The 24,243-nt window shown below is 69.0% G+C and carries 17 protein-coding genes; 7 read left to right on the forward strand and 10 right to left on the reverse strand.

Translation table 11 applies throughout. The features are described from left to right. Window positions 1-4: 4 nt before the first annotated feature. Window positions 5-2,410, forward strand: a complete 2,406-nt coding sequence (locus tag OEB96_RS40470; RefSeq protein ID WP_266222282.1) for a hypothetical protein — start codon at window positions 5-7, stop codon at window positions 2,408-2,410. A 57-nt stretch (window positions 2,411-2,467) separates the two neighbouring features. After that, window positions 2,468-3,037 (forward strand): hypothetical protein, encoded by a 570-nt coding sequence (locus tag OEB96_RS40475; protein ID WP_266222283.1) that lies wholly within the window; start codon window positions 2,468-2,470, stop codon window positions 3,035-3,037. A gap of 49 nt (window positions 3,038-3,086) precedes the next feature. Here OEB96_RS40475 and OEB96_RS40480 read toward each other — a convergent pair whose 3' ends face one another. Then, window positions 3,087-4,886, reverse strand: coding sequence for an FG-GAP repeat domain-containing protein (locus OEB96_RS40480; protein WP_266222284.1), 1,800 nt, complete (start codon window positions 4,884-4,886; stop codon window positions 3,087-3,089). Window positions 4,887-5,008: 122 nt separating this feature from the next. On the opposite strand from OEB96_RS40480, the gene OEB96_RS40485 reads away from it, so the two are divergent. Next, window positions 5,009-6,586, forward strand: coding sequence for an SMP-30/gluconolactonase/LRE family protein (locus OEB96_RS40485; protein WP_266222285.1), 1,578 nt, complete (start codon window positions 5,009-5,011; stop codon window positions 6,584-6,586). Here OEB96_RS40485 and OEB96_RS40490 read toward each other — a convergent pair. Both OEB96_RS40490 and OEB96_RS40495 read right to left on the reverse strand, forming a co-directional pair. Next, window positions 6,583-7,266 (reverse strand): NUDIX domain-containing protein, encoded by a 684-nt coding sequence (locus OEB96_RS40490; RefSeq protein WP_266222286.1) that lies wholly within the window; start codon window positions 7,264-7,266, stop codon window positions 6,583-6,585. The genes OEB96_RS40485 and OEB96_RS40490 overlap by 4 nt on opposite strands. Before the next feature lie 115 nt (window positions 7,267-7,381). After that, the gene (locus OEB96_RS40495; protein ID WP_266222287.1) at window positions 7,382-7,798 is read right to left on the reverse strand and encodes a hypothetical protein; all 417 of its coding nucleotides are present in this window, start codon (window positions 7,796-7,798) and stop codon (window positions 7,382-7,384) included. A 608-nt stretch (window positions 7,799-8,406) separates the two neighbouring features. On the opposite strand from OEB96_RS40495, the gene OEB96_RS40500 reads away from it, so the two are divergent. Further along, the gene (locus OEB96_RS40500) at window positions 8,407-9,159 is read left to right on the forward strand and encodes a phosphoadenylyl-sulfate reductase (RefSeq protein ID WP_266222288.1); all 753 of its coding nucleotides are present in this window, start codon (window positions 8,407-8,409) and stop codon (window positions 9,157-9,159) included. A 57-nt stretch (window positions 9,160-9,216) separates the two neighbouring features. Here OEB96_RS40500 and OEB96_RS40505 read toward each other — a convergent pair whose 3' ends face one another. Beyond that, a complete protein-coding gene (locus tag OEB96_RS40505; protein WP_266222289.1) occupies window positions 9,217-10,446 on the reverse strand; it encodes an ABC transporter permease subunit in 1,230 nt (409 codons plus the stop codon). Next, on the reverse strand, window positions 10,439-11,245 hold the full coding sequence (locus OEB96_RS40510) for an ABC transporter ATP-binding protein (RefSeq protein WP_266222290.1): 807 nt from the start codon (window positions 11,243-11,245) through the stop codon (window positions 10,439-10,441). Before OEB96_RS40510 ends, OEB96_RS40505 begins: the two co-directional genes overlap by 8 nt. Window positions 11,246-11,650: 405 nt before the next feature. On the opposite strand from OEB96_RS40510, the gene OEB96_RS40515 reads away from it, so the two are divergent. From OEB96_RS40515 to OEB96_RS40525, 3 genes are all read left to right on the forward strand, one after another. Then, window positions 11,651-15,739, forward strand: coding sequence for a DsbA family protein (locus tag OEB96_RS40515; RefSeq protein ID WP_266222291.1), 4,089 nt, complete (start codon window positions 11,651-11,653; stop codon window positions 15,737-15,739). Window positions 15,740-15,775: 36 nt separating this feature from the next. Then, window positions 15,776-16,684 (forward strand): metallophosphoesterase family protein, encoded by a 909-nt coding sequence (locus OEB96_RS40520; protein WP_266222292.1) that lies wholly within the window; start codon window positions 15,776-15,778, stop codon window positions 16,682-16,684. Between the two features lie 64 nt (window positions 16,685-16,748). Further along, on the forward strand, window positions 16,749-17,792 hold the full coding sequence (locus OEB96_RS40525; RefSeq protein ID WP_266222293.1) for a formylglycine-generating enzyme family protein: 1,044 nt from the start codon (window positions 16,749-16,751) through the stop codon (window positions 17,790-17,792). 277 nt (window positions 17,793-18,069) lie between these two features. Here OEB96_RS40525 and OEB96_RS40530 read toward each other — a convergent pair whose 3' ends face one another. From OEB96_RS40530 to OEB96_RS40550, 5 genes are all read right to left on the reverse strand, one after another. After that, window positions 18,070-19,254, reverse strand: a complete 1,185-nt coding sequence (locus OEB96_RS40530; protein WP_266222294.1) for a metallophosphoesterase — start codon at window positions 19,252-19,254, stop codon at window positions 18,070-18,072. A gap of 111 nt (window positions 19,255-19,365) precedes the next feature. Further along, window positions 19,366-20,394, reverse strand: coding sequence for a DUF4340 domain-containing protein (locus OEB96_RS40535; RefSeq protein ID WP_266222295.1), 1,029 nt, complete (start codon window positions 20,392-20,394; stop codon window positions 19,366-19,368). Further along, window positions 20,391-22,475 carry a Gldg family protein gene (locus tag OEB96_RS40540; RefSeq protein WP_266222296.1) on the reverse strand — a complete coding sequence of 695 codons (2,085 nt, stop codon included), beginning with the start codon at window positions 22,473-22,475 and terminating at the stop codon, window positions 20,391-20,393. The genes OEB96_RS40535 and OEB96_RS40540 overlap by 4 nt, the downstream gene beginning before the upstream one ends. Then, window positions 22,472-23,197 carry an ABC transporter permease subunit gene (locus tag OEB96_RS40545; protein ID WP_266222297.1) on the reverse strand — a complete coding sequence of 242 codons (726 nt, stop codon included), beginning with the start codon at window positions 23,195-23,197 and terminating at the stop codon, window positions 22,472-22,474. The genes OEB96_RS40540 and OEB96_RS40545 overlap by 4 nt, the downstream gene beginning before the upstream one ends. Continuing rightward, window positions 23,194-24,147, reverse strand: coding sequence for an ABC transporter ATP-binding protein (locus OEB96_RS40550; protein WP_266222298.1), 954 nt, complete (start codon window positions 24,145-24,147; stop codon window positions 23,194-23,196). Before OEB96_RS40550 ends, OEB96_RS40545 begins: the two co-directional genes overlap by 4 nt. Window positions 24,148-24,243: the final 96 nt, after the last annotated feature.

Raw genomic sequence — 24,243 nt, forward strand, 5'->3', positions numbered from 1 at the left:
GCTCATGAGCACGCATCGCATCGCCATGGCCTCCCGCCTCCCTCGCACCACCCACCGCGTGGGCGGCCTGCTGGTCCCCCTCGCCCTGGCCGGCTGCCCCGGCGTCGACGGGCCGTTCGTGCCGCCGCACGCCTCGGGCTTCGACTCCGGCGACGACGTGGGCGACACCGACGATCCCGACACCGCCGATGGCACCGCCAGCGACGGCCCCATCGATCCCACCAACGCCGGCGACGACGGCAACGAGCCGCCGCCTCCCGAGGCCGAGCTGTGCGACGCCGGCGACGAGGCGTGGGTCAAGCGCGCCGTCCCGTTCATCCAGGGCCGCAAGCCCGAGAGCATCCGCGAGGTGCGGCTGCTCGTCTCCGCCATCGAGCAGCTCGACGCCCAGGGCATGTCCGGCCGCCGCCTGGTGGCCCAGGCCCTCGCCCAGGGCGACCTCTACCTCGATCGCTGGCGCAACTACTACTACACACAGCTTCGGGTCCATCGCCGCGGAGATCAGCGCAACCCCGAGTGCTACGCCGATCTCACCGCGCTCTCGCTGGACGCCGAGCTCGCCGACGAGATCCGGCAGAGCCGCGCCGACGATCCTCCGCAGTATCAGAACTTCACCATGGCCGACGTGGTGATCTCGTCGCTGCGGCTCGACGACATCACGCCGGCCTACAGCGCCGATCTGTTCGCGCGCATGGGAGCGCCGATCACGGGCGGCAACGTCACCCGCGAGGAGATCGAGATCACCAACCGGGCCTACTACGGCAAGCTGTTCGAGTCGCAGTACCTCGGCCGCGTGACCGAGTGCTTGCAGTGCCACACCACCGGCTGGTCCACCACCGACGCCGCACTCGAGAACATCGATCGCCACTGGCCCGTCTACGAGGGCAACTACTTCGAGCTCGCCGCCTACGGCGAGTTCGAAATGGACGACCCCCTCGACGAGGCCGCCGTCCACGCGATCTTCCGCCACGCGGGCTTCGTCGACTACTCGTGGTGCAACGAGAACGACCCCGTCTGCAACCCCCTCACCGCAGTCGGGGTGCAGGCATTCGGGCTCGACTTCAACTGCGGCCTGTTCCGCACCGATGCCTACGAGGATCCCGTCGTCTCGCTCGATGACGTGTCCTACTGGAGCGGTGCCTTCCCCGAGGGCTCGGCCGCCAACCTCTTCGACCTCGAGCCCCGCTTCCGCGCCGGCCTCGAGGCCCTCGCGAGCTCGGGCGTCAGCGCCGACGACATGGGCTACCTCGAGGACCCCACCGTGGGCATGGCGTTCCTGTTCGCCATGAACCAGGCCAACGAGATGTGGAAGGAGGGCATGGGCTATCCGCTCACCGTCGCCAACCGCTTTCCCCGCAACGCCGCCCAGCGCGACACCCTCGCCGCGCTCACCGAGGCGTTCTTCAGCAGCCACTACTCGGTGCGCACGCTGGTGACCGAGGTCGCCACCCATCCCTACTTCAACCAGGCCCCGCCCGACTCGTGCGGTGCCTCCACGCCCTATCCCATGGCCGCGGTGTTCGATCCCTTCACCAAGTCGGCCACCGACGCACAGGAGCAGGGCAACGGCGTGGGCGACATGCTGCATCGCCACTCGGCGTGGGTGCTCTTGCAATCGGCCATGCGCTCGATGTGGTGGAACCTGCCGCAGCAGTTCGGACCTTCCACCACCTATGCATTCCTCGCGCCCTATCTCGCCAACACCCCCGAGATCGTCGCGAGCGTGCCCACGAACCTGAACCCGCACTTCCCCGCGGGGAGCCCGGGGTACTACGGCCTGTGCGGCGCGGGGTTCGGCCCGCCCTGCACCGACGCGCCCTACAACTACGAGCTGATGCGCGACCTGGGGATCTACATCAACCCCTCCGAGGGCGGCTTCAACGGCATCGACTTCAACGGCCTGCTGCACTGGGAAGCCGAGCTCGCCAGCGGGATCGATCCGCAGCTCCAGGGAGCGTGCACCGGCCCCCTCGACCAGGGCTGTGCCGCCGTCGACTATCCCCAGGCGCTGGTCGAGACCGCGCTGGCTCAGCCCGGCACCCTCATGTGGGACGTGGCCGTCGCGCTCAAGGATCGCTTGATCGCGGAGCCCGAGATCGCCAATGACTCCGAGATCGAGGCGATCGAGGGCATCATGGCCGCCTCGCTCGACGAGACGGTGGCCGACGTCGGCGCGACCGAGACGCTCGCGGCCGCGCGCCGCTACGCCGGGGTGCTGCTCAATACCCCGCAATTCATGCTCGACGGCGTGGTCTCCACCCCGCAGGATCCCGCGTCCGACCCCGTGCTCGAGGTCCCTGGCACCACCAGCCAGGAGCTGTGCGCCCACTTCGTCACGCTCGCGGAGCAGTCTGCGAGCTGGAGCGAGGTGAGCGCGAGCTGCAGCGGCGGGAGCCTCACGGTGCAGTGATCCGGGCCGGGCTCGGCTCCCCGCGAGCGCCCCCCGCTACGATAGGATGAGCGCCCCATGAACATCCGCGCCGCGATCTCGTGCTCGTGCCTGCTGGCCGTGCTCGCCTGCAACGAGCAGGGCACGGGGGACGACCTGCCCCCCGGCGCCTTCACCTCCGGTCTCGACGGCGACCCCGACGTCGGCGAGGTCAGCAGCGACACCAGCAGCGGCGACGCCAGCAGCAGCACCACCAGCGCCAGCGCCACCAGCACCACCACCCCCGCCGACACCAGCAGCGGCGATCTTCCCACGGAGCTCTCGTACGAGAGCCACATCCATCCGATCTGGATGGCCCAGGGGTGCCTCGATCCCTCGTGCCACGACAGCGAGGCCCCGGCCGCCGGCTTCGACCTCCAGTCCGCCGGCGCCTACGACCGGCTGTGCGCCAACAACAGCGCGGTGATCACCAACATCAACCTCATCGACTGCGATGGCCTCGACCCCGACGAGAGCTGGGTGTATCGCAAGGTCACCGGCGACATCGATCTCCCGGGTGCCGGCTCGCTGATGCCGATTGGTGGCATGCTCACCGCCGGCGAGCTCGCCACCCTCGAGGCCTGGATCATCGGCGGCGCGCTGCCGTAGCGCCGCTGCCACGATCATCCCGCGTCGGCCTCGGGAGCGCTCGAGTCCCTCAGGGATCCGACAACACCACCGTCACCGTGTCGCTGCCCGCATTGGCGATCACGAGGTCCGGCACGCCATCGCCGTCGAGCTGCCCCACCGCCACTCCGCTCGGTGCCATGCCGGTGGGAAAGGTGAAGGCCACTCCGTAGGCCCCCGCGTTCCAGGCCAGCACCATCACGTCGTTGCTCGTCGCATTGCTCACCACCGCGTCGAGATCGCCGTCGCCGTCGAGATCGGCCAGCACCAGATCGGAGGGATCGGTCCCCACCGCCACCGGCCCCCCGAACACGAAGTTGGCGACCCCGCCGGTGGACAACCCCACCACCAATGCATCGCCGGCGACGTCGATGGCCGCCACGTCGTCGTTGCCGTCGCCGTCGATGTCACCCGCCTCGACGTCGACGAACGTACCACCGGCGCCAAAGGCCCCCGCGATGTTGCCCAGGGAGCCCTGGCCCGTGCCGTCGTTGGCCCATGCGTGGTAGCCCATCGTGCCCACCGCGACGAGATCGATGAACGCATCACCACCGGGGTTGAAGCTCCCGTTGGCCACGCACGCCTCGTAGCCCATCCCCACCGGAGCGCTGAGCCCAGCGGTCAACCCGCCCGCGCCACCCAGCAGGATCTGGACCACACCCCCCGTTGCATCGAGCACCGTGAGATCGAGCGCCGCGTTGCCGTCGAAGTCGCCACGGGCGAGATCGACCGGTCCCATGCCCGCGGCCGTGGCCGCGGGTGCAGCCAGGACCCCGGCCCCGTTGCCCGCGAGCACCAGCACGGTGCCGGCCGCAGCATCGATGAGTGCCACGTCGACCAGGCCCTCACCCGTGAAGTCGCCCACCTGCAGCCCCACCGGAACGCCCCCCACCGCCGTGCCCATCCCCGGCGGCCCCAGCGTGCCGTCGCCGTTGCCGAACAGCAGGCCCACCTCGAGCGCGCCGAGATCGAGGGTCGCCACATCGAGCGCTCCATCGCCATTGAAGTCGGCCAGCCCCACCGCCGAGGGATCGAGCCCCGCCGCGTAGTCGGCCCCCACCGTCAGGCACAGCTCTCCGGCCTGCGGCACGCCGTCGGCACACATCGGCATGCCCATGCCGTCGTCCGAGCTCGTGCCCATGCCGGTGTCCATCCCGGAGCTGGTCGATCCCGGGCCATCGCTGCTGCTCACCGACATGGTTCCCGGGCCGCTGGTGCTCCCCGAAGTGGTGGGATCGACCGCGGCCGTCGTGCTGCCCTCGTCGGTGCTGCCCGGCATGGGCCCCGTGCTCGTGGTCCCATCGTCATCGGGCGGCGAATCGGTGGTGGTCTCGTCCTCGGGCAGCGGCGGCGCGTCGGAGTCCTCCAGCAGCCCGTAGTAGAGCGACAGCTCGCCGTCGCTGCCGATCACCACCTGCTGCTCGGGCCGCACCGCCAGGCGCGGAAGCGGCTGCCAGTAGCCCATCTCGCTCGTGTAGTCGTCCCACCGAATCGCCGCCACCACGGCCGCGTTGGCGTTGCTCGGCAGCACGCGCCGATAGGTGATCTCGGCGTCCACCATCAGCTCGACGTGGGGTCGCACCCGATAGGCCGGGCCGAAGATCGGCGGCGGCTCGTCGCTCGGGAACACCTCGATCTCCACCTCGCTCGACAGCGCCCCGGGCTGCAGCACGATCGTCAGCACCTCGTCGTGCGAGGACAATAGACCCCCCTGGGGCCCGATGGTCTTGCGCACCACGTCGGCCGGCCCATCGTCGCCGCATGCAGCCGGGCCCACCCACGATAGCGGCAGCAAGAGCGCCATCGACCACCTCTCACGAAGCCGGCTCACCAACCCACGCTAGCACCATCGCGCCGGTCGCGGCAGGCCCGATGGCGGCCGTCCGATGCGCGACTTCCAGCCTGCCACCTCGCCCCTTCGCCGCCCGATGCCCATCATGCTAACGTCGCGACGTGCGGTCCCGTACGCTGGCTCTGACCGTCGGTGCATGCGCGTTGGCCCTGGAGGTCGGTGCGTGTCGCGATGCCTCCGATCCCGACGTTGCCCGCGGGGAGATCGGCCCCCAGGGCGGCCTGCTGAGCTCCGTCGACAGCATCCTCACCGTCGCCATCCAGCCCGGAGCGCTCGAGGAGACCATCGAGCTCACCATCGAGCGCTCCATCGAGGCCCCCGATGCCTACGGTCCCGCCTTCCTGGTCCGCCCCAACGTCGCACTCGCCATCCCCGCCACCGTCACCTATCGCTACCCGCTGCCCGACGACACCCGCACGACCGCGGTCGGCCACGTCGATCCCCAGGAGTTCGCCGACGGTGTCGGCCGCTGGCGCCCCCTGCCGGTGGTGCGCCTCGATCCCGCCCAGCAGATCGTCACCGCCACCGATGACCAGCTGAGCCTCTTCTACACCCTGCTCGACCGCCTCGACCCCTCCGTGCCCGACACCGGCGACACGGGCACCAGCGCGGGACCCTCCACCGACTCCGCCACGGGTTCCACCACCGACTCGAGCGTCGGCACCACCATCGAGCCACCCGACACGACCTCGACCACCAACCCGACGACCAGCGACGGCACCAGCTCCTCGACCAGCGACACCTCCAGCAGCGACAGCAGCGACGGAGGCTCGACCGGCGGCTCCGTCGACTGTGACGACCTGCCCATGCCGCCCTTCATGGTCGACGAGTTCCTGTTCGACGGCAGCCCGTTCGATGGCAACTCGGAGGACATGACCTTCACGTCCACGGGCGCGCTGGTGGTGCGCAATGGTCCGGATCTGGTGCAGGTGAGTCCGGCTGGAACCGTCACCCCCATCGCGACCAGCATGATGTTGCCCGAGACTCTGGGCCTTCGCTGGACCACGTTCGACACCATCGTCACGGCCACCTACTTCACCGGTGAGCTGCTGCAGATCGCCTCCGACGGCACCGTCACCACCTTGCGGTCGGGACTGGGCATCGGCAACGGAGTCTACGCCGCGCTCGATGGCAACATCTTCTTCACCGACTACACCGGCCAGCTCGCGGCCTACATCGACTCGACCGGCACGATGCTCACCGAGCTGGGTCTGGGCGGCGACGAGGCACCAGAGGCCAACGGGATCATCTACGATCCCGATCGCAACTACGTCTACTACGTGGGCTACGGGCCCGGAATCGTGCAGCGGGTCGACGTCACCGATCTCGCCAACCCCGGCGCCCCGTTGACGATCGCCACCATCCCCTCCGAAGGCGGTGGCGACCAGGTGGGTCTCGACGGCGTGGCGATGGACGCCTGCGGCAACCTCTACATCGTGGATCAGAACCAGGGCGCCCCTGGCTCGCTCTATCGCCTGTTCCTCGACGCCGCCGGTGATCCCGTCGGCGCGCCGCAGCTGCTCGTGCCCAGCTTCCCCGACGGCGTGGCCAATGTCGTCTTTGCCCAGGGTCCGGGCTGGGAGGCCTACGAGACCACGCTGTTCCTCGTGGGCCTGCCGGGCCGGATCTTCACGGTCGACGTCGGCGTCGCCGGAGCCCCGACCCCCGCGGGTGGCTAACCCGGGCCTGGGCCCTCCGACGCGAGTCGATCACGAAGGCGCCGAAGGGCCAGCTCGGTCTTTGCATCCTCGATGAGACCCTCCATGCATGCATGGAGGGCTTCGTCGAGCTCCATCCAGCGCGTGGTCGAGCCCTCTTCCATGGGCGAACCATCGCCCTCGGCCTTGCGCTGCTGGCCTGGCTCCTTCACCTCCACGGCGGTGAGCCAGAATTTCTCGGGCATCGATCCCGGGCTGGGAAACGACCCCGCTCCCAGCATTCGCACGTCGTCCGCCGACACGTGGAAGCCGGTCTCTTCTTCGACCTCGATCGCCGCACGCCCGAGCACCCCCTGCTCTCCGCGATCATCGACCTCCACGATGCCGGCGGGAACCTCCGTGAAGTGCAGATACGTGCGTGCATCGGGGATTGGCAGCGCATCTGGAGCGCGCCCCTTGGCCAGCACGGGACGCAGGCCCTCGCGCAGCAGCACGCGCACCCGCTCGCCCTCGCGGTGATACACGGCAACCACCACCGCATCGATGCCCTTGGGTCGCACCAGGAAGTCACACACGTACGAGCGCGACCGCGAGCCGTCATCGCGCACGTTCCGTAGGCGAAGCCGCCGCACGGCCAAGAAGCCCCCCTCGATGCCCTCGATCGAGTCTCCCTCGATCTCCAAGTCGACGACCTTCACCATGTGCGTTCCTCTCCTCGTTCGAAGACATCGGGCTCGTGGTGGTTGCCCGCCACGAGCCCGCATGCTCACAGATGCCACGGTGAGACACGCTCTCCGTGGTGCTCTGCTTCGACGATCACTTCGCGCGATAGCGAGTCCCGCTGGCTCGGCCCTTGTAGGTGACCTTGCCCTTCTCGATGAGGACGTTGAGCCGGGTGCGGATCTGAGCCGCAGTGCCACCAATGCCCTTGCGGATGTCGAGTGCACGAACCGGCTCGGCCTGGCTCTTGAGGAAATCGAGGATCGCCGAATCGAGCTCGTCACGACCTGCGCGGGTGCGAGTGTTGTGACCATCGTCGCTGGAAGCCGGAGCCGGAGCCGCCACCGCCGCCGCCGGAGCCGCCTCGGGTGCCGCAGCACGGCGCCCGGGCTTGCGACCGGGCCTCCCCTTGGCCGCAGGCACCGCCTTGGGGGCGCCCTTGCTGCCGAGTACGAGGCTCACCACGGCGTCGATGTCCATCCCGGCCGCTTCGGCGAGCTGGGCGACGGTCATGTTCCCAACGAGTTCTTCCAATGCCGACATTCTCTTCCGATCCCTTTTGAGGTTGCTGAACGATGCAACGCGCATCAGCCAGTGTCAAACGCGACGCGCGCAACTGGCGATTATCATGTGTATGTGTACGACGCAAGGGGAAGCCATCGATTGGGTACCGAAAACCGCTTTGGATCCACGACATGACGCTGGATCCGTCATTCAGCCAGTCCCACGATTTCCACGAAACTCGCGTCTGGACCGCCGCATTACACGTTCGCTCGGCAATTCGAGCTTGCATCGACCCCATGCGACGGCCATGTGAGATGTGAGAGACCTGGCAGGTTGACATCATGTCACGCCCACCCCCTGCCCACTTTCGGGGAATGCCTGCGTCGAGCCTCGGGACTCCCTCGGGACTCCCTCGGCCGTGAGGAGATCTCCCCCTTCCGGCCCCAAACCACGACGATGGCTCATTGCTCGCCTGCTCCGGGCATTGACCCGACATCCGGTCATGTCGAGCCTTGGACCCGAGCATGCACCGGTTCGGCTCTCGACGGCCAATCCTGCAAGCGACATTACTCCCACGACTTGCGAGACCACCCATCTCGTCTACCATGCTGCGGCCGATGACCGAGCTCCACCAGCGAGCCCACTCCCTGTCCGAAGACCTCGAGGATGCGCTACCCGCCGAGATCCTCGAGGCGGCCCTCCGCGAGCACGGCGACCAGGTACGGCTGGCATTCTCCGGGGCAGAGGACGTCCTGCTCATCGAGTTGCTACACCAGATCGGACGATCCTGTCCGGTGTTCTGCTTGGACACCGGTCGCCTTCATCCAGAGACATATCGGTTCATCGCACGCGTCGAGTCTCACTACGGCATTCGAGTCGAGGCACGCTTCCCTTCGTCCGATGCAGTCGAGGATCTCGTGCGACGCAAGGGCATGTTCTCCTTCTTCGAAGACGGGCACCTGGAGTGTTGTCGCATTCGGAAGGTCGAGCCCCTTCGACGGGAGCTCGCCGGCGTGCGCGGCTGGATTACGGGACAACGCCGCGATCAGAGCCCTGGCACCCGATCTCGACTCGCGGTCGTGGAGGTCGACGAGGCCCACCTCGGCATCGACGGCCAGCCCGTGCTCAAGTGGAACCCGCTGGCCGGCCGCACCAGCATCGATGTATGGGATGCGATCCGAGCATTCGGCGCCCCCTACAATGCCCTGCACGATCGCGGGTTCGTGAGCATCGGCTGCGAGCCATGTACCCGTGCAATCCTCCCGGGTCAGCACGAGCGCGAGGGTCGATGGTGGTGGGAGGCACTCGACAAGAAGGAGTGCGGCCTGCACGAGATCAACCTGCCGCCACCCGACCGCGAGGGCTCGTGAGCCAGCGGGCCCGCCGGACGCCTACTGCCCGCCGGACGCCCACTGCCCGCCGGACGCCTACTGTCGGAACAGCACCTCTTCTCGCCCGAACCACCACGTCGAGGCCCACAGCAGCGCTCCGGCGAGCACCGCGCTGCTCCCCAGGATCACCACCAGCATCGAGTAGTCCATCGTTCCCTTGATCAGCTCCTTGATCGCGAGTGAGACATTGGTGATCGGGATCGATGCAGTCTTCCAGTCCAGCTCCACCCCGGGCAGCATGGCCAGGAACGCGGGCAGGATCACCAACATGTTGAGCGGGGCGATGTACGACTGTGCTTCCTTGAAGCTCTTGGCATAGATGCTGATCCCGAGCAGGAGCGAGGCAAAGATCGCCGCCGTGGGGATCAGCATGGCCGCGATCAGCACCAGATCCGTGAGTCCGATCGCGCTCAGCACGGCGCCGAGATCGCCGCCGAGTTCGCTGCCCTGCAGCGCGAGCCAGCCGCCGAGGCCCACCAGGGTCAGCACGGCCGCGACGACGCCGGCCGTGAAGACCACGAGGAACTTGCCGAGCACCACGTGGTGGCGGGGAATCGGCACCAGCAGCAGGGTCTCCAGCGTCCCTCGCTCCTTCTCGCCGGCCGCGAGGTCGATGGCGGGATACATCGCCCCCAGGAAGCAGAAGATGATGAACATGTAGGGCAGCATGCCGCCGAGCCGCTCGCCGAGGACCTCGCGCATGGGGGCGGTGCCCTTCTCGACCATCACCACCGGCTCGATGACCGCCTGCTGCACTGCGACTTCGGTGATGCCCTGCTTCTCCAGGCGATCGCGACGCAGCTCGGCCCCGAGGGCATCGAGCACCTTCTTGGTCCTTGGCTTGACCTTGGAGCTGAGCGGGGCGTTGTTGTAGTGCAGCTCGACCAAGTATTGGACTGGGTACTGGACGGACCCGCCGACCGCGTCGCCCGACGACGCCACGGGCACGATCACCAGCGCGAGATCCAGGCGCCCGTCCGCAATTGCGGCCGGGATCTCGGAGGGGTCGGCCAGCGGTACCGAGGCGAATTTGGGGGTGGACGCGAAGGCGTGCGCCACCTCGGGCAGGTGCTCGTCTCCGAAGATCGCATAGTCGAGCATGGCCGAAGCAGCTTCCTCCTCGGCTTCCTTCATGAAGTCGGTGGTGATCTGGATCAGCAGGGGGATGAGCAACAGCGGCATCGCGATCATGAAGAACAGCGTCCTTCGATCGCGCGCGACCTCGAGCAGCTCCTTGCGAAACACGGTGGCGATGCTGCTACGCACGGGTGGCCTCCCCTTCCGCGTCGAGTCCGATGATGGAGAGCAGCGCGCGATCGAGCGCCCGATCGCCGCCGTGCTCGCGCATCTGATCGACCGTGCCGGAGAAGCACATGCGCCCCTGATGGATCACCACCACTCGATCGCAGACTCGCGCGACCTCGTGCATGTGGTGCGTGGACAGGAGCACGGTCTTGCCCTGGTCGCGACAACGCTGGACCAGGCGCAGGATGGTCTCGGCGGCGGCCACGTCGAGTCCGGTGGTGGGCTCGTCGAACACCACGATCGACGGGTCGTGCATCAGCGTGCGCGCGATGGAGACCTTCTGCTTCATGCCGGCCGAGAGCGTGTCGTTGCGACGATCGAGGTAGTCGCCCATGCGCATCAGGCCCGAGAGCTCTTCGATGCGCCGGGTCAGGGCCTCGCCGCGAAGGCCGTGCAGGCCGCCGAAGTAGGCCAGCAGCTCGCGCGGGGTGAGGCGCCCGTAGAGCCCGGTATTGCCCGAGAGGAACCCCAGCGTGCGGCGCACGGCCAGCGGGTCGCGCACGATGTCGATGCCATCGAACGACGCGGTGCCGGTGCTCGGCCGCAGCGCGGTGGACAGCACCCGCAAGAGCGTGGTCTTGCCTGCACCGTTGGGTCCCAGCAGACCGACGATCGCGCCGCTGGGTACCGTGAATTCGATGTCGCGAATGGCGTGGAACAGGCGTCCGTCCTCGCGCGGATCGGGCGGACCCGGTGGAGGGCCGCGGCGGCGCGGCTTGGCCAGGGGAAAGGACTTGCTCAATCCGACGACCTCGAGCATCGGGACTCCTGGGATTCGCTGGGGCCGACGAGCGGTGCCGCCCGCCACTCGTCCTCGACCACGGCGATCGAGGACCGACCCGCGCGAGACTAAGTCAATCGCGCCATGTCCTGACAAGGGACCCCGCCTGGCACCGCCCGAGCGCGACCGAGTGCGGTCGAGCGCACGACGTGGCATGAACCGAGAAACGACCGTGGCACGTTGGAGGACCGGCTCGGGACTCGTTTGCGGGACTCGTTGCGGACTCGCATCGCGGTTCTGGCGCGACCCCCTGCGCGCTTGCGCAGGGCTCGCCCCGCTGGAATACTCGGACACTCCTTTTTCGTAGGCCACCTCACCGGAGCGAGCGCGCTGTCACCCAAGATCACCCTCCAGCTCCGCTTCCCCGATCGCGAGCCCGAGACCGTGACCCTCGGTCCCGGGCGCACGATGGTGGGGCGTGAGTCCGGCGACATCCTCCTTCACGATCCCGAAGCTTCGGCGCTGCACGCCGAGATCGAGTTCACCAAGGGGGCGGTCATCATTCGAGACCTCGGCAGCCGCAACGGCACCTGGCGCGAGGGCCAGCGCCTGCCGCAGTTCGCCCTCTACCGTGGGCAGAGCTTTCGCTGCGGCACGACCGACATCACCCTGGTGGAGATCGAGGCCGAGGGCGCCCCGGTGGCGGGGGGAACCGCGTCCGGTCGTCGCACCGTGGGCGGCACCGTCGACGAGTCCTCGGCCACCTTGCCGCTGGCCTCGGCCTCGGAGGCCGCCAAGACGATCGCACGTCATCCACTCGCGCCACCGTTCGCTCCTCCCTCGGCCACCCCCACGTCCCCCACCGGGCCGACCAGGGATCCCGCGCTGGCCGAGGATCACACGCTCGTCGGTCCCGTACCGCCGCCCACCGGTCCTGGCGCCGTGCCGTCGACGGTCGTGCCGTCGTCGTCCACCGCCCCGGGCACACCACCGGACGCCTCGCCGTTCGTGGTGCAGTCCTCGACCTCGACCGAACCCGGCACGGGTGCCCCCGTCGCGGCCGAATCCTACCTGCCCCCGACGCCGATCCCGGCCGAGCCCTACCATCCGCATCCGCCCTCGGCTCCCCCCACCGAGGCCGGGGTGCCGCATCCGGTGCCCGCGGCCTCGTCGGCCCCGCTGGCGCCGGTTGCCAACGCGGTCATCAAGCTCGGTGATGCGCGCCCCAAGTCGGCCAAGCACAAGGCGCCCGTCGACCGGGCGGCGCGGGGCCGCCTCATCAAGCGGATCCTGCTCGGCACCCTCGTCACCGCCGGCGTGGTCGGCCTGGTGGTCGGCATCTACGCCATGGTCGCCGGCCGCAACCAGGCGTTCCTGCGCCAGCTCGCACGCGAGATGCCGCAGGACACGGTGGGCGTGCTGGCGATGTCGTCTCCCCGCGAGGCGCTCGACCTGCTCGGACAGGAGATCCCAACCGAGGTTCGTGACGAGGCCACCATGGCCCTCGGCTTCGACCCCTTCACCGCGGCCGACTACGAGGCGTGGGGCCTGGACCTCGATGCTCCCCTGGGGGTGAGTCTGCTCGATGGCGAGGGCCTGTTCGCCATCTCGGCGGGCGTGGGGGATCGAGACGCGCTGCGCGTGTCGCTGGCCAGCCGCATCCCCAAGCTCATGAAGGGACCGAGCAGCCCCAGCAACTCGAGTACCGAGCCTCCCGAGGACCTGCGGTGGATCGAGCGCTCGTTCGGCGACACGCCGGGGCTCTGGCTCGACGAGCCGGTCGCGGTTGCGGCCCTGCTGCCCGGCCAGCGGGTGATCTTCGTGGCCGGCGGCAACGCCGAGCAAGTCGCTCGTCATGCCCAGCGCATCGCCGAGGTGCAGGCCGGAGAAAAGAAGGGCGAGACGCTGGCCGATCGCCCCGGGTTCGGGGAGCTCCAGAGCGAGCGTGGCAACCTGCTGCTGGGCCTCTACGTGGATGGAGGTTCGGGACGCGCGGCGCTGCCGGGCGACGGGATGCAGGTCATGGCCATGCGCATGGCGCTGGCCGACCTCGAGGGCTTCGGCCTGCTCGTGGCCGACGACGGCCCTCGCCTCCACGTGTCGGTGCAGACGATCATGCGCGAGGATCTCGCCTCGCTCACCCTGTTCGAGGACGTGCGTCGCAAGGGCGAGCTGCTCGATCGGATCCCCGCCCCCGTGCTCGCCGAGCTCGACGGCGTGTTCTCGCCCGATCAGATCAAGTCGACCCTGAGCGCCGGTCCCCTTGCCTGGGGCATCGGCGGCACCATCGAGGACGAGTTCCGCAAGGAGACCGGCCTCGACCTGCGCACCGACCTGATCGACAACCTCGACGGCCAGGTCGGCTGGACGCTGCACAAGCTCCCGGGGCCCCGCAAGGACCGCGAGGACGGCGAGTCGAGCCGCCGCGAGGACGACGACTTCGGCATGCTGGCCTACGCCGGGGTCAAGGATCAGGAAGCCGCCAAGCGCACGGCCGAGCGCTTCTTCGGCAAGATGCAGGACGAGCTGCGCCTGGGCCTCGAGCAGGTCGAGGGCACCACCGTCTACGTGGTCGACGAGCGCCCCCGGCTGTCCTACTTCATCCACGAAGGCGCCGTCTGGGCCGCAGTGGGCAACGTGAACGTGGCCGAGCTCATCAAGGGCAGCGGCGAGCCGTTCCGCAGCAAGGCTCGCATCCCTGCGATCGCGGAGGCGGTGGCCCCGGGCGGGCTCGCGGCCGGCTTCGTCGATCTTCGCGAGGTGCTCTCGCAGGTGCGCGCGCGCCTGAGCGAGCGCGAGGTCGAGGACATGGACCGCTGGTCCCCCGTGCTGTCGCCGCTCGAGGCCGTGACCATGCGCAGCGAGCTCGACGGGCGCACGTTCGTCATCCGCTGGACCCTGCACACCTCCAACGAGCATGCGCTGGCGGGCCTGGTGCAGGGCCTGATGAAGGTGGCCGGGGCCGAGATGGTGCAGGAGCTCGCCGCCAAGCGCCGGCGTGAGCGCTGCGAGGCGGTGGTCGATCACGTCTTCGAGCTGATGCAGGCCGAGATCAACGCCGATCCCCTGGCCGACCAGATGTTCGAGCAGCGCTCCGGGCTGATCGACAAGTGCCTGGAGCAGGACACCACCGAGCCCGAGATCGAGTGCATGCTGGCCGCCAAGTCGCTCGACGCGCTCGGCAAGTGCGACCAGCCCCGCGCCGAGGCCAACGACGATGGCGGCGGCGATGGTGGCATCACCCCGGTCGAGGTCCTCGGGCAGCCCGATCCGCTGCCCGTGCCCTACGTGGACGACATCTGGCCCAACACCAGCGCCACTGGTACCGGGATTGGCACGGCGACCGGGCGCCCCGATGCCCAGGTCAACTACGCCGTGCCGGTGGGCGCCGACCCGGAGTTTCGCGGGCCCGCCGATGCGCTGGTCACCATCGTGATGTTCGGCGACCTGCAGTGCCCCTACTGCAAGCGGGTGCTGCCCACGCTCGACGAGCTGCTGGCCGCGGACCGCGAGGTCCGGCTGGTGTTCCGCCACAACCCGCTGGCCATGCATCCCAACGCCGAGAGCGCGGCTCGAGCCGTGCTGGCGGCCGCCAAGCAGGGCAAGCAGTGGCCGATGATCGACGCGCTCTACGAGAACCAGCACCTGCTGTCCAACGACGACTTCCGCACATGGGCCGGTGAGCTGGGGCTCGATCTCGTGGCCTTCGATCGCGACTTCCACGATGCGGTCACCGCCGCCCAGGTGAGGGCCGACATGGAGGTCGCCAAGAAGTTCGGCGCCACCGGGACCCCCAGCTTCTTCGTCAATGGGCGCTACCTGGTCGGTGCACAGCCGCTGCACGCCTTCCGCGAGCTGGTCGACGAGGAGAAGGCCCGGGCCGAGCGCTTCCTCGATCGCCGCGGCAACACGCGCAAGCGGCTCTACGAGGACATGATCAGCCACTTCGCGCCCGAGGTGGTGGCCCCGAGCATCCCCACGACGGTGGGCACCCCGGTGGGCGAGAAGCGCCATGCCATCGACAGCTCGGGCCTGCCCCGGCGCGGCACCGCGGGCTTTGCTCGGGTGGAGATCATCGAGTGTGGCGATCTCGATTGCCCGTTCTGCAAGCGAGCCACCGATACCCTCGACAGGGTCCTGACCGACTACGAGGGCAAGGTGGCGCTCCTTTGGCTGCACAACCCGCTGGCGTTCCATGCCGGAGCCGAGCCCGCGGCCAAGGCGGCGGTGGCCGCCGAGCGCCAGGGCAAGTTCTGGGAGATGCACGACGAGCTCATCGCGGACCGCAGCCTGCGCAGCCGCGCCGACTTCGTCACCATCGCCGGCAAGCTGGGCCTCGACATCGCGCAGTTCGAGCGCGATCTCGACGATCCTTCCACGGCGCTGCGGGTGAGCGAGCAGCAGAAGGTGTGCACCGACAACGATGCCCGCGGCACCCCCAACTTCTTCATCAATGGTCGCTCGTTCGCGGGCGCACAGCCCTACGACAAGTTCAAGGAAGTCATCGATCAGGAGCTGGCCGGGGGCATCTGACCCACCGATGTGGGTCCCGATGTGATGGAGCCACCGATGTCCGCGCTCGCCCGCCTGCTCCCGATCGTGCTCATCGGGCTCGCCGCCGGCTGTGGGACCCCGCCTCCGCCGTCTTCGATGCGGGGCTCCCCGGTCTCGCACGATGGCTCTCAGGTGCGCTTTGCGGTGATCGGCGACTACGGCCTGGCCGGGCCCGATGAAGCCGCGGTGGCCGAGCTGGTCGCGAGCTGGGCCCCGGAGATGATCATCACCCTGGGCGACAACAACTATCCCAACGGACGCGCCGACACGATCGACGACAACGTGGGGCAGTACTACCACGCGTTCATCCACCCCTACGCGGGCCGCTACGGAGACGGGGCCGACGAGAATCGCTTCTTCCCCGCGCTGGGCAACCACGACTGGCGTACCCATGGCGCGTGGCCCTACCTCGAGTACTTCACCCTCCCGGGCAACGAGCGCTACTACGAGCACGTGTGGGGACCCGTGCACCTGTTCGCGATCGACAGCGATCGCGAGGAGCCCGACGGCATCGACCCGCACTCCGTGCAGGGCCAGTGGCTACGCGAGCGCCTGGCCGCCTCGCACGGCGCCTGGAAGGTGGTGTACATGCACCACGCCCCGTACTCGTCGGGCGACCACGGCTCGAGCGAGATGCTGCGCTGGCCGTTCGCGCAGTGGGGCGCCGATCTGGTGCTCGCGGGCCACGACCACCACTACGAGCGCCTCGCGATCGACGGCATCGTGTACGTGGTCAACGGTCTGGGCGGCAATCCCGAGCGCTACCAGCTGCGGAACACGCTGCCCGGCAGCGCGGTGCGCTGGAACGGCGAGCACGGAGCGATGGTGATCGAGGCCAGCACGGGGCGCCTCGAGCTGCGCTTCGTCACCGTGAGCGGACGCGAGGTGGACCGCCACGTGCTGCTCCGGGAGAGCCCGGCGTAGACGATCCGGTCCCAACGATCAGGTCTCTACCCCCAAGGGGTGCCGCTGTGCGAGATTGCCTCCCGTGCTCGTCCCGCTTCGCCCCTCCTGGACCTGCGCCCTTGGCGCGATCTGTCTGACCCTGTCCGCGGCTTGTGACAAGGGCGAGGACCCTCCCAAGGCCGATGCCAAGGCGGCCGATGCCAAGGCCACCGACGCCAAGGCCGCCGACGCCAAGGCGGATGCCAAGGTCGCCGACGCCAAGGCCGACGCCAAGACCACCGACCCCAAGCCCTCCAGCCCGTGCCCCGAGGGCGCGGCCTACGTCGAGGGGGGCAAGTTCTTCATGGGCTCGGATTCCGAGGATCCGCTGCTCAAGCGAGCGAGGCCCGCGCATCAGGTCGAGGTGGATCCCGTGTGCATGGACGTCCACGAGATCACGGTCACCGAGTACAAGACCTGCGTGGGCGCGGGCGACTGCAAGCCCGCCTTTCGCGAGACCTGGTGGCCCCAGGGCAGCACGCCCGAGGACGCCTGGAAGCACGAGCGCGAGGTCCATACCCCGCTGTGCAACGATGGTCAGCCGGATCGACTCAACCACCCCATCAACTGCATCACGTGGGAGATGGCGGTGGCCTACTGTACCCACAAGGGCGGCCGGCTCCCCACCGAGGCCGAGTGGGAGTATGCCGCGCGTGGCTCCGACGGCCGGGTCTACCCCTGGGGCGACGAGCCGCCCGATCCCGAGCGCTCCAATGCCTGCGACAAGAGCTGCAAGACCTGGCGCGACGAGAACGAGCTGACCGACTACGGCATGATGTTCGATGCCGACGACGGCTACCCGGGGACCGCGCCCGTGGGCAGCTACCCCAAGGGGCGCACGCAGAGTGGGCTGGAGGACATGGTGGGCAACGTGTTCGAGTGGACCTCGGACCATTTCTACGACTACGGCACCGAGTTCCAGAAGAACCCCAAGGGGCCCGAGGAGGGCACCGCGCGCGTGATCCGAGGGGGGGCGTTCAACAGCTTCAAGGCGACCTTTGCCGACCCCGCGTTTCGCCACTCGATGGACGAGTCCTCGCACAATCACGGCATCGGGTTCCGCTGCGCCTACCCATCCAAGTCGTAGCGCCCGCGCGCACGCTGCGAACGATGGTCGGCGCCCGGGGTCGGGGTGGACCACCGCCGACCTCGACGCTCGCCAATCGGCCCACAGCCGCCGAATCGCGCCGCGCATGAAGCGAGCGCGAGCGTGATCCCAAACCCGGTCGTATGCTCCACGTCGGACTGGCTCTCGAGCGGTCCAACTTCAGTCGTGGTGGTGGTGGTGGCGGCGCCGGCCGACCCATTCGCCGTGGGGATCGTCCTCCGGTGTGGGGTCGGCCGGCGCCCAGTTCGACCACTGGCTACGCCCGCCTGAGCCGCAGCAGCGTGATCTCGTGCGGTGCTCCCACCCGCACGGGTGGCCCCCAGTACCCGGTGCCGCGGCTCACGTAGATCCACGTGTCCTCGTGACGATGCAGGCCCGCCACATAGGGCTGCGCGAGGTACACCAGCAGGTTCATCGGGAAGTACTGCCCGCCGTGGGTATGCCCGGAGATCTGGAGGTCGTACCCCGCCTTGGCCGCCGCATCGATGCTGCGGGGCTGGTGGGCCAGGAGGATCTTGGCCGCACAACCCTCGGGTGCCCCCGCGCAGGCCTCGGCCGGATCGGAGGCGTGGGAAGGCACCATGCCGCCGGCCGAGATGTCGGTGACTCCGGCCAGCAGCAGCTGGGCGCCGTCGTGGTCGATGATGCAGTGTTCGTTGTTGAGCACGTGGAGCCCCAGGCGTGCGACCTCCTCGCACCATGCCGGGCCGTCCCAGTAGTACTCGTGGTTGCCGGTCACGAAGAAGGCCCCGTGCCGGGCGCGGATGCGGCCGAGCGCGGCGACCTCGTCGCGGAGATCGTCGACCCAGCCATCGATGAGATCACCGGTCACCGCCACCACGTCGGCATCGAGCTCGTTGATCCGATCGACCACCGCGGACAGGAAGTCGCCGTGGATGGTGGGACCCACGTGTACATCGGAGATCTGCACGATGCGGAAGCCCTCGGCCTCGGGGGGTAGACCCGCGATCGGGACCTCGACCTCGACCACCTCGGGGAGCTGCTGGGCCTGTACGACACCCACCCCGGTGACCGAGCCCGCGCCGCCCACGATGCCCAGGTTGACCGCGCGGCCCAGGAAGGCTCGACGCGAGGGGTCGGGCTGCTCCTTGGCCGGACGCAGGCGCAGCACCAGCTTGCGACCGACCCGCAGCAGATCGACGGTCAGCAGCATCACGAGCACGATGCTCGACAGCCCCATCACGAGGTAGCCCAGCCACTGGGTCATGGACCATGCGGTCGCTCCTCCGGGCCCTCCCGCGCGCATGGCCACGAAGGTGAGCGGGGGCAGGAGCCCCATCACCGCCACCATCGCCCACGCGATCAGGCGACCGCGCCGCGGCAAGCCCGAGCCCACGATGAGCCGTCGCCCCACGTAGACATGGAGCGCCACCCACAGGACCGGCATGATGAAGAAGAACACGGCCATGCGGGCGGTCATCGCTCGGGTCTCCCTTCGGTCAGCCCCCCTTGGGGGGCATGGCTCAGCCCCCTTTGGGGGGCACCTCGATGGATGCTTGGCCGAAGCGAATGCGGGGGGGCATGGCTAGCGCTAGCCCCCGCCGGCCTGCAGAGCGGCATCGAGGTCGGCCGAGGCCTCGGCCGCCGCGGCGCGCGGCAGCTTGACCAGGGCTCGGGTGTGCGCCGAGCGGGCGAAGAACTGCTCCTGCCCCTCGTCGCCGTCGCCACCGGACAGGCTGCGAAGGACCTCCACGGTGACCTCGGTGCCGTCCTCGGCCCGCACCTGGAAGTCGAACGCCTGGGAGAGGTCGGTGGGCAGCTCGTCGCCGAGCACGTACCGCGAGGAGCGGAGGCGCAGCGCCTTCTCGACCCACGCCGCCGCCTCGGGACTGGCATCGTCCGTTCCGGCCACGCTCCAGTACTTGGCGTCGTTGTCATCGGGGTTGTGCTGCTCGAAGGAAGCCTCGCGATCGCCCACCCGCAGGGTCACCTCGACCACCTTGCGCTCGTCGATTCCGGTGAGGTCGCGATCGGGGAGGGTCCTGGCGCCGTTTTGCAGCGGACGCACGAGCTTGGCCTCCACGAGGTAGATCGCGCCGTCGTCCGGGTCCCGCACATAGACGTTGGCGCCGCCGAACACGTTACCGCCCAGCTCGAAGCGCTTGGGCTCCTTGCCCTCGCGGGTGATCTCGAGCGTGGCCTCGGGCTCGGGCATGAGGCCCAGCGCCTCCAGATCCTCGTCGACCACGCCCTCGAGGCGGCGCTTGGCCACGAACGGGGCGAGGGCCTCCAGCACGGGGTCGCCGGCCTTGCCCACCTTGAACTCCTCGGGCTTGGGGGCCGGGGGCGGCTCGGCGCCGTCCTCGGTCGGTGGGGCCTCCTCCGGGGCCTGCGGGACCGAGTGCCCCCAGGCGTAGCGACCGTGCTCGTCCTCGCGCAGCTCGATCGTCAGCTCGAGATCCTTGCTGCGATAGACCACCGACGACAGCTGCTCGACCTTGCCGGGCAGCACCACCACCTTGTCGGCGAGCGCGAGCTCGTCCTCGTGGGTCCAGGTCTGGTAGGCCCAGCCGAGAGAGCCGAGCAGGAGCGCCGCATAGACGATGAGCGCGCGGTTCATGCCGCACCTCCCTTGGTCGAGTCGTCGTCTTCGTCGTCGGACTCGGAGGCTTCGGGCTCGGGTGCCTCGGACTCGGGTGCCTCGGGCTCGGGTGCCTCGGGCTTCGGCGCCGCGGGCTTGGGTGTCTCGGGTTTCGGCGCGGGCTTGGTCGCCGCCACGGACGCGGAACTCGACCGTCGTCGCCAGCGCAGGCGGGCCGCCCCCAAGAGCACCACGGAGAGCGGGACGACGAGCACGGTGAGGTAGAACCACCACTGCTGGCCCTCCTTGGTGTGCTCGATCTTCACGTCCTCCTCGCTCTCGGTGGTCCCGGCCAGCGCCTCGGCCCCGATGAGCCAGTTGATCGAGTCCTCCGCGAGCCGTTGATTGCCCAACGACAGGCCAACCCCGAGGTCGGCGAACATCGAGGCGTCGGCCGTGGCCACCGCACGCCAGCGCGTGGCTCCCCCACCCTCGATGGCGGCCATGAGGTTGCGAGCCTCCTTGGTCTCACCGGCGTCACCGTCGAAGCGGGTGTCGGCGTTGAGATCGGCCCAGGTGTAGGCGAGCGAGCGCACCACGAAGGTCACGCTGTTCTCCTGCCCCGGCACCTCCTCGAGGTGGCCGGTGGCGGGCGTCACCACCACCAGCTGCTCGCTGCGATCGGACACCTGCCGCGTGGTGGGGTGCGAGGTGAAGCCGTTGGTGACGAGGTTGAATGCGTCGAGCCGGTTGCGGGCCAGCGGTATCACGTTGCGCTCGGAGGCGAGGATGCCCTCGCCCATCTGCACGCCCAGCTTGGTCATCAGGCCGTCGAGCGGATCGGACGGCACCACGGTGCCCTCGAGCATCGGCGTGGGCTCGCGGGCCAGCAGCAGCGAGCCCCCCGCGTCGAGGTAGGTCGACAGCGCGTCGACCTCGGCCTGGTAGAACGGCTTGCGAGGACCGAGCACCAGCACCAGCGAGGCATCGTCGGGGACCTTCTCCCCCAGGCCCTCGGTGAGCCCCAGCGGCTTGACGGAGAAGCCCAGCTCCTGCATCCGCGTGCGCAGGGCCCGAATGCTGGCGTCGAGCAGCTCCTTTTCCTGCGACCAGTTCAGCTCGCCGTGCCCCGTGGTGAAGTAGGCCACGCGCTCGCCCTGGCCGAGCTCGATGAGCATCTTGCCGACCTCGGCGTCGAGCTTCTTGAGCACGCGCTTGGCCTTGTCGAGCTCGGGGTCGACGCGCAAGCGCTTGGTGACGGGCTGCGGACCCTCGTCCTTCTCGGGCTCGGGCGCATCGACCTCGGGGCCGGGGGTGGGCTCGGGCTCCGGCTCGGACTCGTCCATCAACGCCGACACGTCGCCCATGGTGATGGCGACCGTGCCGTTGTCGCGGACCGCGAGCGCCTTGCTCAGGCGAGGGCTGGCGGCCTGATCGAGGATCTCCACCTGCACCTTGGGGCCCTCGAGCTGCGCGAAGTAGGCCCGCAGCTCCTGCGCCACCTCGGAGGACGGCGGCATGAAGATGCGAACGGTGACCGGCTCCTCGAGGGCCTCGACCAGGGCGAGCGTGGCCGTGCCCGGGGTGGGCGTCTTGAAGTAGGCCAGGTCCCATCGCTCGTTGCGCTTGGTGGCGATGAAATTGAGCGGGAACACCAGGCAGAGGCCCATCGCGAACACGAGGCCATGCCCCAGGGTCTCTTGCACGCGGCGCGTGGGCACGACCACCGGTGAGCTGCGCAGGGCGTGGTCGACGGCCAGCAGCGGCACCGTGCCCAAGAGCCACACCACCGGCCACAGCGAGCGAGTGATGCCCAGCCAGCGCTCCTCGGCCCGATCGGACAGGTGCAGGCCCGTCACGAAGCGCTCGGTGGTGCCCACGTAGAGCACGGTGGCCCCCACTCCCACGAGCAAGAGCACCAGCGCCAGCCGATGCCCCAGGCGCAGGCCCGGATCCTTGGCGGCACGCAGCTCCCGAAGGCGAAGCGCGGCCGCAGCCACCAGGGCGCCGGCCCCCAGCACGGTGGCGACGAGCTGCCACTCGTCGATGCCGTCGAGGATGCGCTGCCCCACGAACAAGGCCAGCATGCCGGCCAGGTACGACGAGGTACTCGGGCTCATTGCCACCTCCGCGCCGCCAGGAAGCGGCTGGAACCCAGCAGGCTCACGAACGCCACGCTGAGGAAGAAGACCACGCTCTCGCTGCTCACCTTGCCCTCGCCAAAGCCACGGAAGTGGCGGTCGTAGAAGCTCAGGTAGGAGATGACGTCTTGCAGCGGCGGGTCGGTGACCTTGGCCAGCAGCCACGCCAGCACCAGGAACGCGAGCAAGAGCGCCGAGATGATGAAGGCCACGATCTGGTTGCGGGCGATCGCGGATCCCAGGGTGCCCACCCCGGTGGCCGCCGCCGCCACGAGCATCAGGCCGAGGTAGCCGGCGAAGATGTGCCCGTAGGAGACCTTGCCGTTCACGAACACCAGCGCCGGCATGTAGAGGGTGGAGAGCACCAGCACCGCCATCACCAGCATGGCCGAGGCGTACTTGCCCCCCACCAGCTGCCAGCGCGACAGCGGGGCCGAGTCGAGCAGCACCATGGTGCCCGTCTGCTTCTCCTCGGCGAACAGCCGCATGGTGACCGGCAGCGAGGCGATCACGGTGCAGCCGAACGAGACCCAGAAGAACTGCTCGATGACCTCGCTGCTGTACTTGGGCTTGTCGCCCATGGCGACCGCGTTGAACAGCAGGCCATCGATGAGCAGGATCACCGCGATGACGACCCAGCCCCAGTACGAATTGAAGTAGGCGGCCAGCTCGCGGCGTGCCACCAGGATCATGCCCCTCATGCCTTGGCCTCCTCCCCGGAGGTGAGCTTCAAGAATACGCGCTCGAGGTCCGACGTGGCGCTCGCCGCCGTCAGCTCGCGCAGCTCGAGATCGGTCTGCACCAGCGCGTTCACCAGCGCCTTGCGGTGGTCACCCGTGAGCACCACCTTGGCCGCGAGCTCGCGATGGCCTTCGCCATCCCGTACGGCGAGCTCGTAGCGCTCCACGAACGAGGCCTGGTCGAGCACCGCTCGCAGCTCGGCCTCGCCGCCGCGGACCATGAGCGCAACGTTGCGGTCGCGCTCGCCCCGGGCGGAGAGCTCCTCGTCGGAGCCCTCGGCCACCAGCTTGCCCTTGTGGATCACCAGGATGCGATCGCAGGTCTGCTCGATCTCCGAGAGGATGTGCGAGCTGATGAGCACGGTGGCGAACTCCTTGAGGCTCCGCACCACCTTGCGCATCTCGACGATCTGCTGGGGGTCGAGGCCCGAGATCGGCTCGTCGAGGATGACCACCTCGGGGCGGTGGATGATGGCCTGGGCGATCCCCACGCGCTTCTTGTAGCCGTGGCTCAGCTCGCCGATGACGCGCTCGGCCACGTGCGTCAGATCGCAGGTCTGCAGCACCGTGGGCATCGCATCGGCGACCTGCTTGCGGGTGCGCCCCTTGAGCTCGCCGCACCATTGCAGGAATTCCCGCACCCGCATCTCGCGGTAGAGCGGCGGCTCCTCCGGCAAGAAGCCGATCTTGCGGCGCAGGGCATCGGGGTCGAGCACGGCGTCGACGCCTCCGACCTTCACGGTGCCGGCCGAGGGCAGCAGCAACCCCGCGAGGATCTTCATCGCGGTCGACTTGCCCGCGCCGTTCAGGCCCAGCAGGCCCACGATCTCGCGATCGGCGATGGTGAACGAGGCATCCTGGAGAGCAGGGAAGTCGCCGTAGTAGCGGGTGAGCCCGGTGGCTTCGATCATCGGCGAGCCTTTCGTGCGAAGGAACGCGCCGCGCAACACGCGCAGCGATTGCGCCCGCACAACGCGCGGGGAGCATAAGCCGACCGTCACGTGATG

It is taken from the genome of Paraliomyxa miuraensis (assembly GCF_026337845.1).
In the GTDB taxonomy this organism is placed as follows: Bacteria; Myxococcota_A; Polyangia; order Nannocystales; family Nannocystaceae; genus Paraliomyxa; species Paraliomyxa miuraensis.

Bases quoted from the DNA above. Each gene is read 5' to 3' on its own strand.
- OEB96_RS40475 (WP_266222283.1), top strand. From the start codon at position 2,468: ATGAACATCCGCGCCGCGATCTCGTGCTCGTGCCTGCTGGCCGTGCTC.
- OEB96_RS40490 (WP_266222286.1), bottom strand. From the start codon at position 7,266: ATGGTGAAGGTCGTCGACTTGGAGATCGAGGGAGACTCGATCGAGGGC.
- OEB96_RS40520 (WP_266222292.1), top strand. From the start codon at position 15,776: ATGTCCGCGCTCGCCCGCCTGCTCCCGATCGTGCTCATCGGGCTCGCC.
- OEB96_RS40535 (WP_266222295.1), bottom strand. From the start codon at position 20,394: ATGAACCGCGCGCTCATCGTCTATGCGGCGCTCCTGCTCGGCTCTCTC.
- OEB96_RS40540 (WP_266222296.1), bottom strand. From the start codon at position 22,475: ATGAGCCCGAGTACCTCGTCGTACCTGGCCGGCATGCTGGCCTTGTTC.
- OEB96_RS40500 (WP_266222288.1), top strand. From the start codon at position 8,407: ATGACCGAGCTCCACCAGCGAGCCCACTCCCTGTCCGAAGACCTCGAG.
- OEB96_RS40550 (WP_266222298.1), bottom strand. From the start codon at position 24,147: ATGATCGAAGCCACCGGGCTCACCCGCTACTACGGCGACTTCCCTGCT.
- OEB96_RS40470 (WP_266222282.1), top strand. From the start codon at position 5: ATGAGCACGCATCGCATCGCCATGGCCTCCCGCCTCCCTCGCACCACC.
- OEB96_RS40545 (WP_266222297.1), bottom strand. From the start codon at position 23,197: ATGAGGGGCATGATCCTGGTGGCACGCCGCGAGCTGGCCGCCTACTTC.
- OEB96_RS40495 (WP_266222287.1), bottom strand. From the start codon at position 7,798: ATGACCGTCGCCCAGCTCGCCGAAGCGGCCGGGATGGACATCGACGCC.
- OEB96_RS40530 (WP_266222294.1), bottom strand. From the start codon at position 19,254: ATGACCGCCCGCATGGCCGTGTTCTTCTTCATCATGCCGGTCCTGTGG.
- OEB96_RS40510 (WP_266222290.1), bottom strand. From the start codon at position 11,245: ATGCTCGAGGTCGTCGGATTGAGCAAGTCCTTTCCCCTGGCCAAGCCG.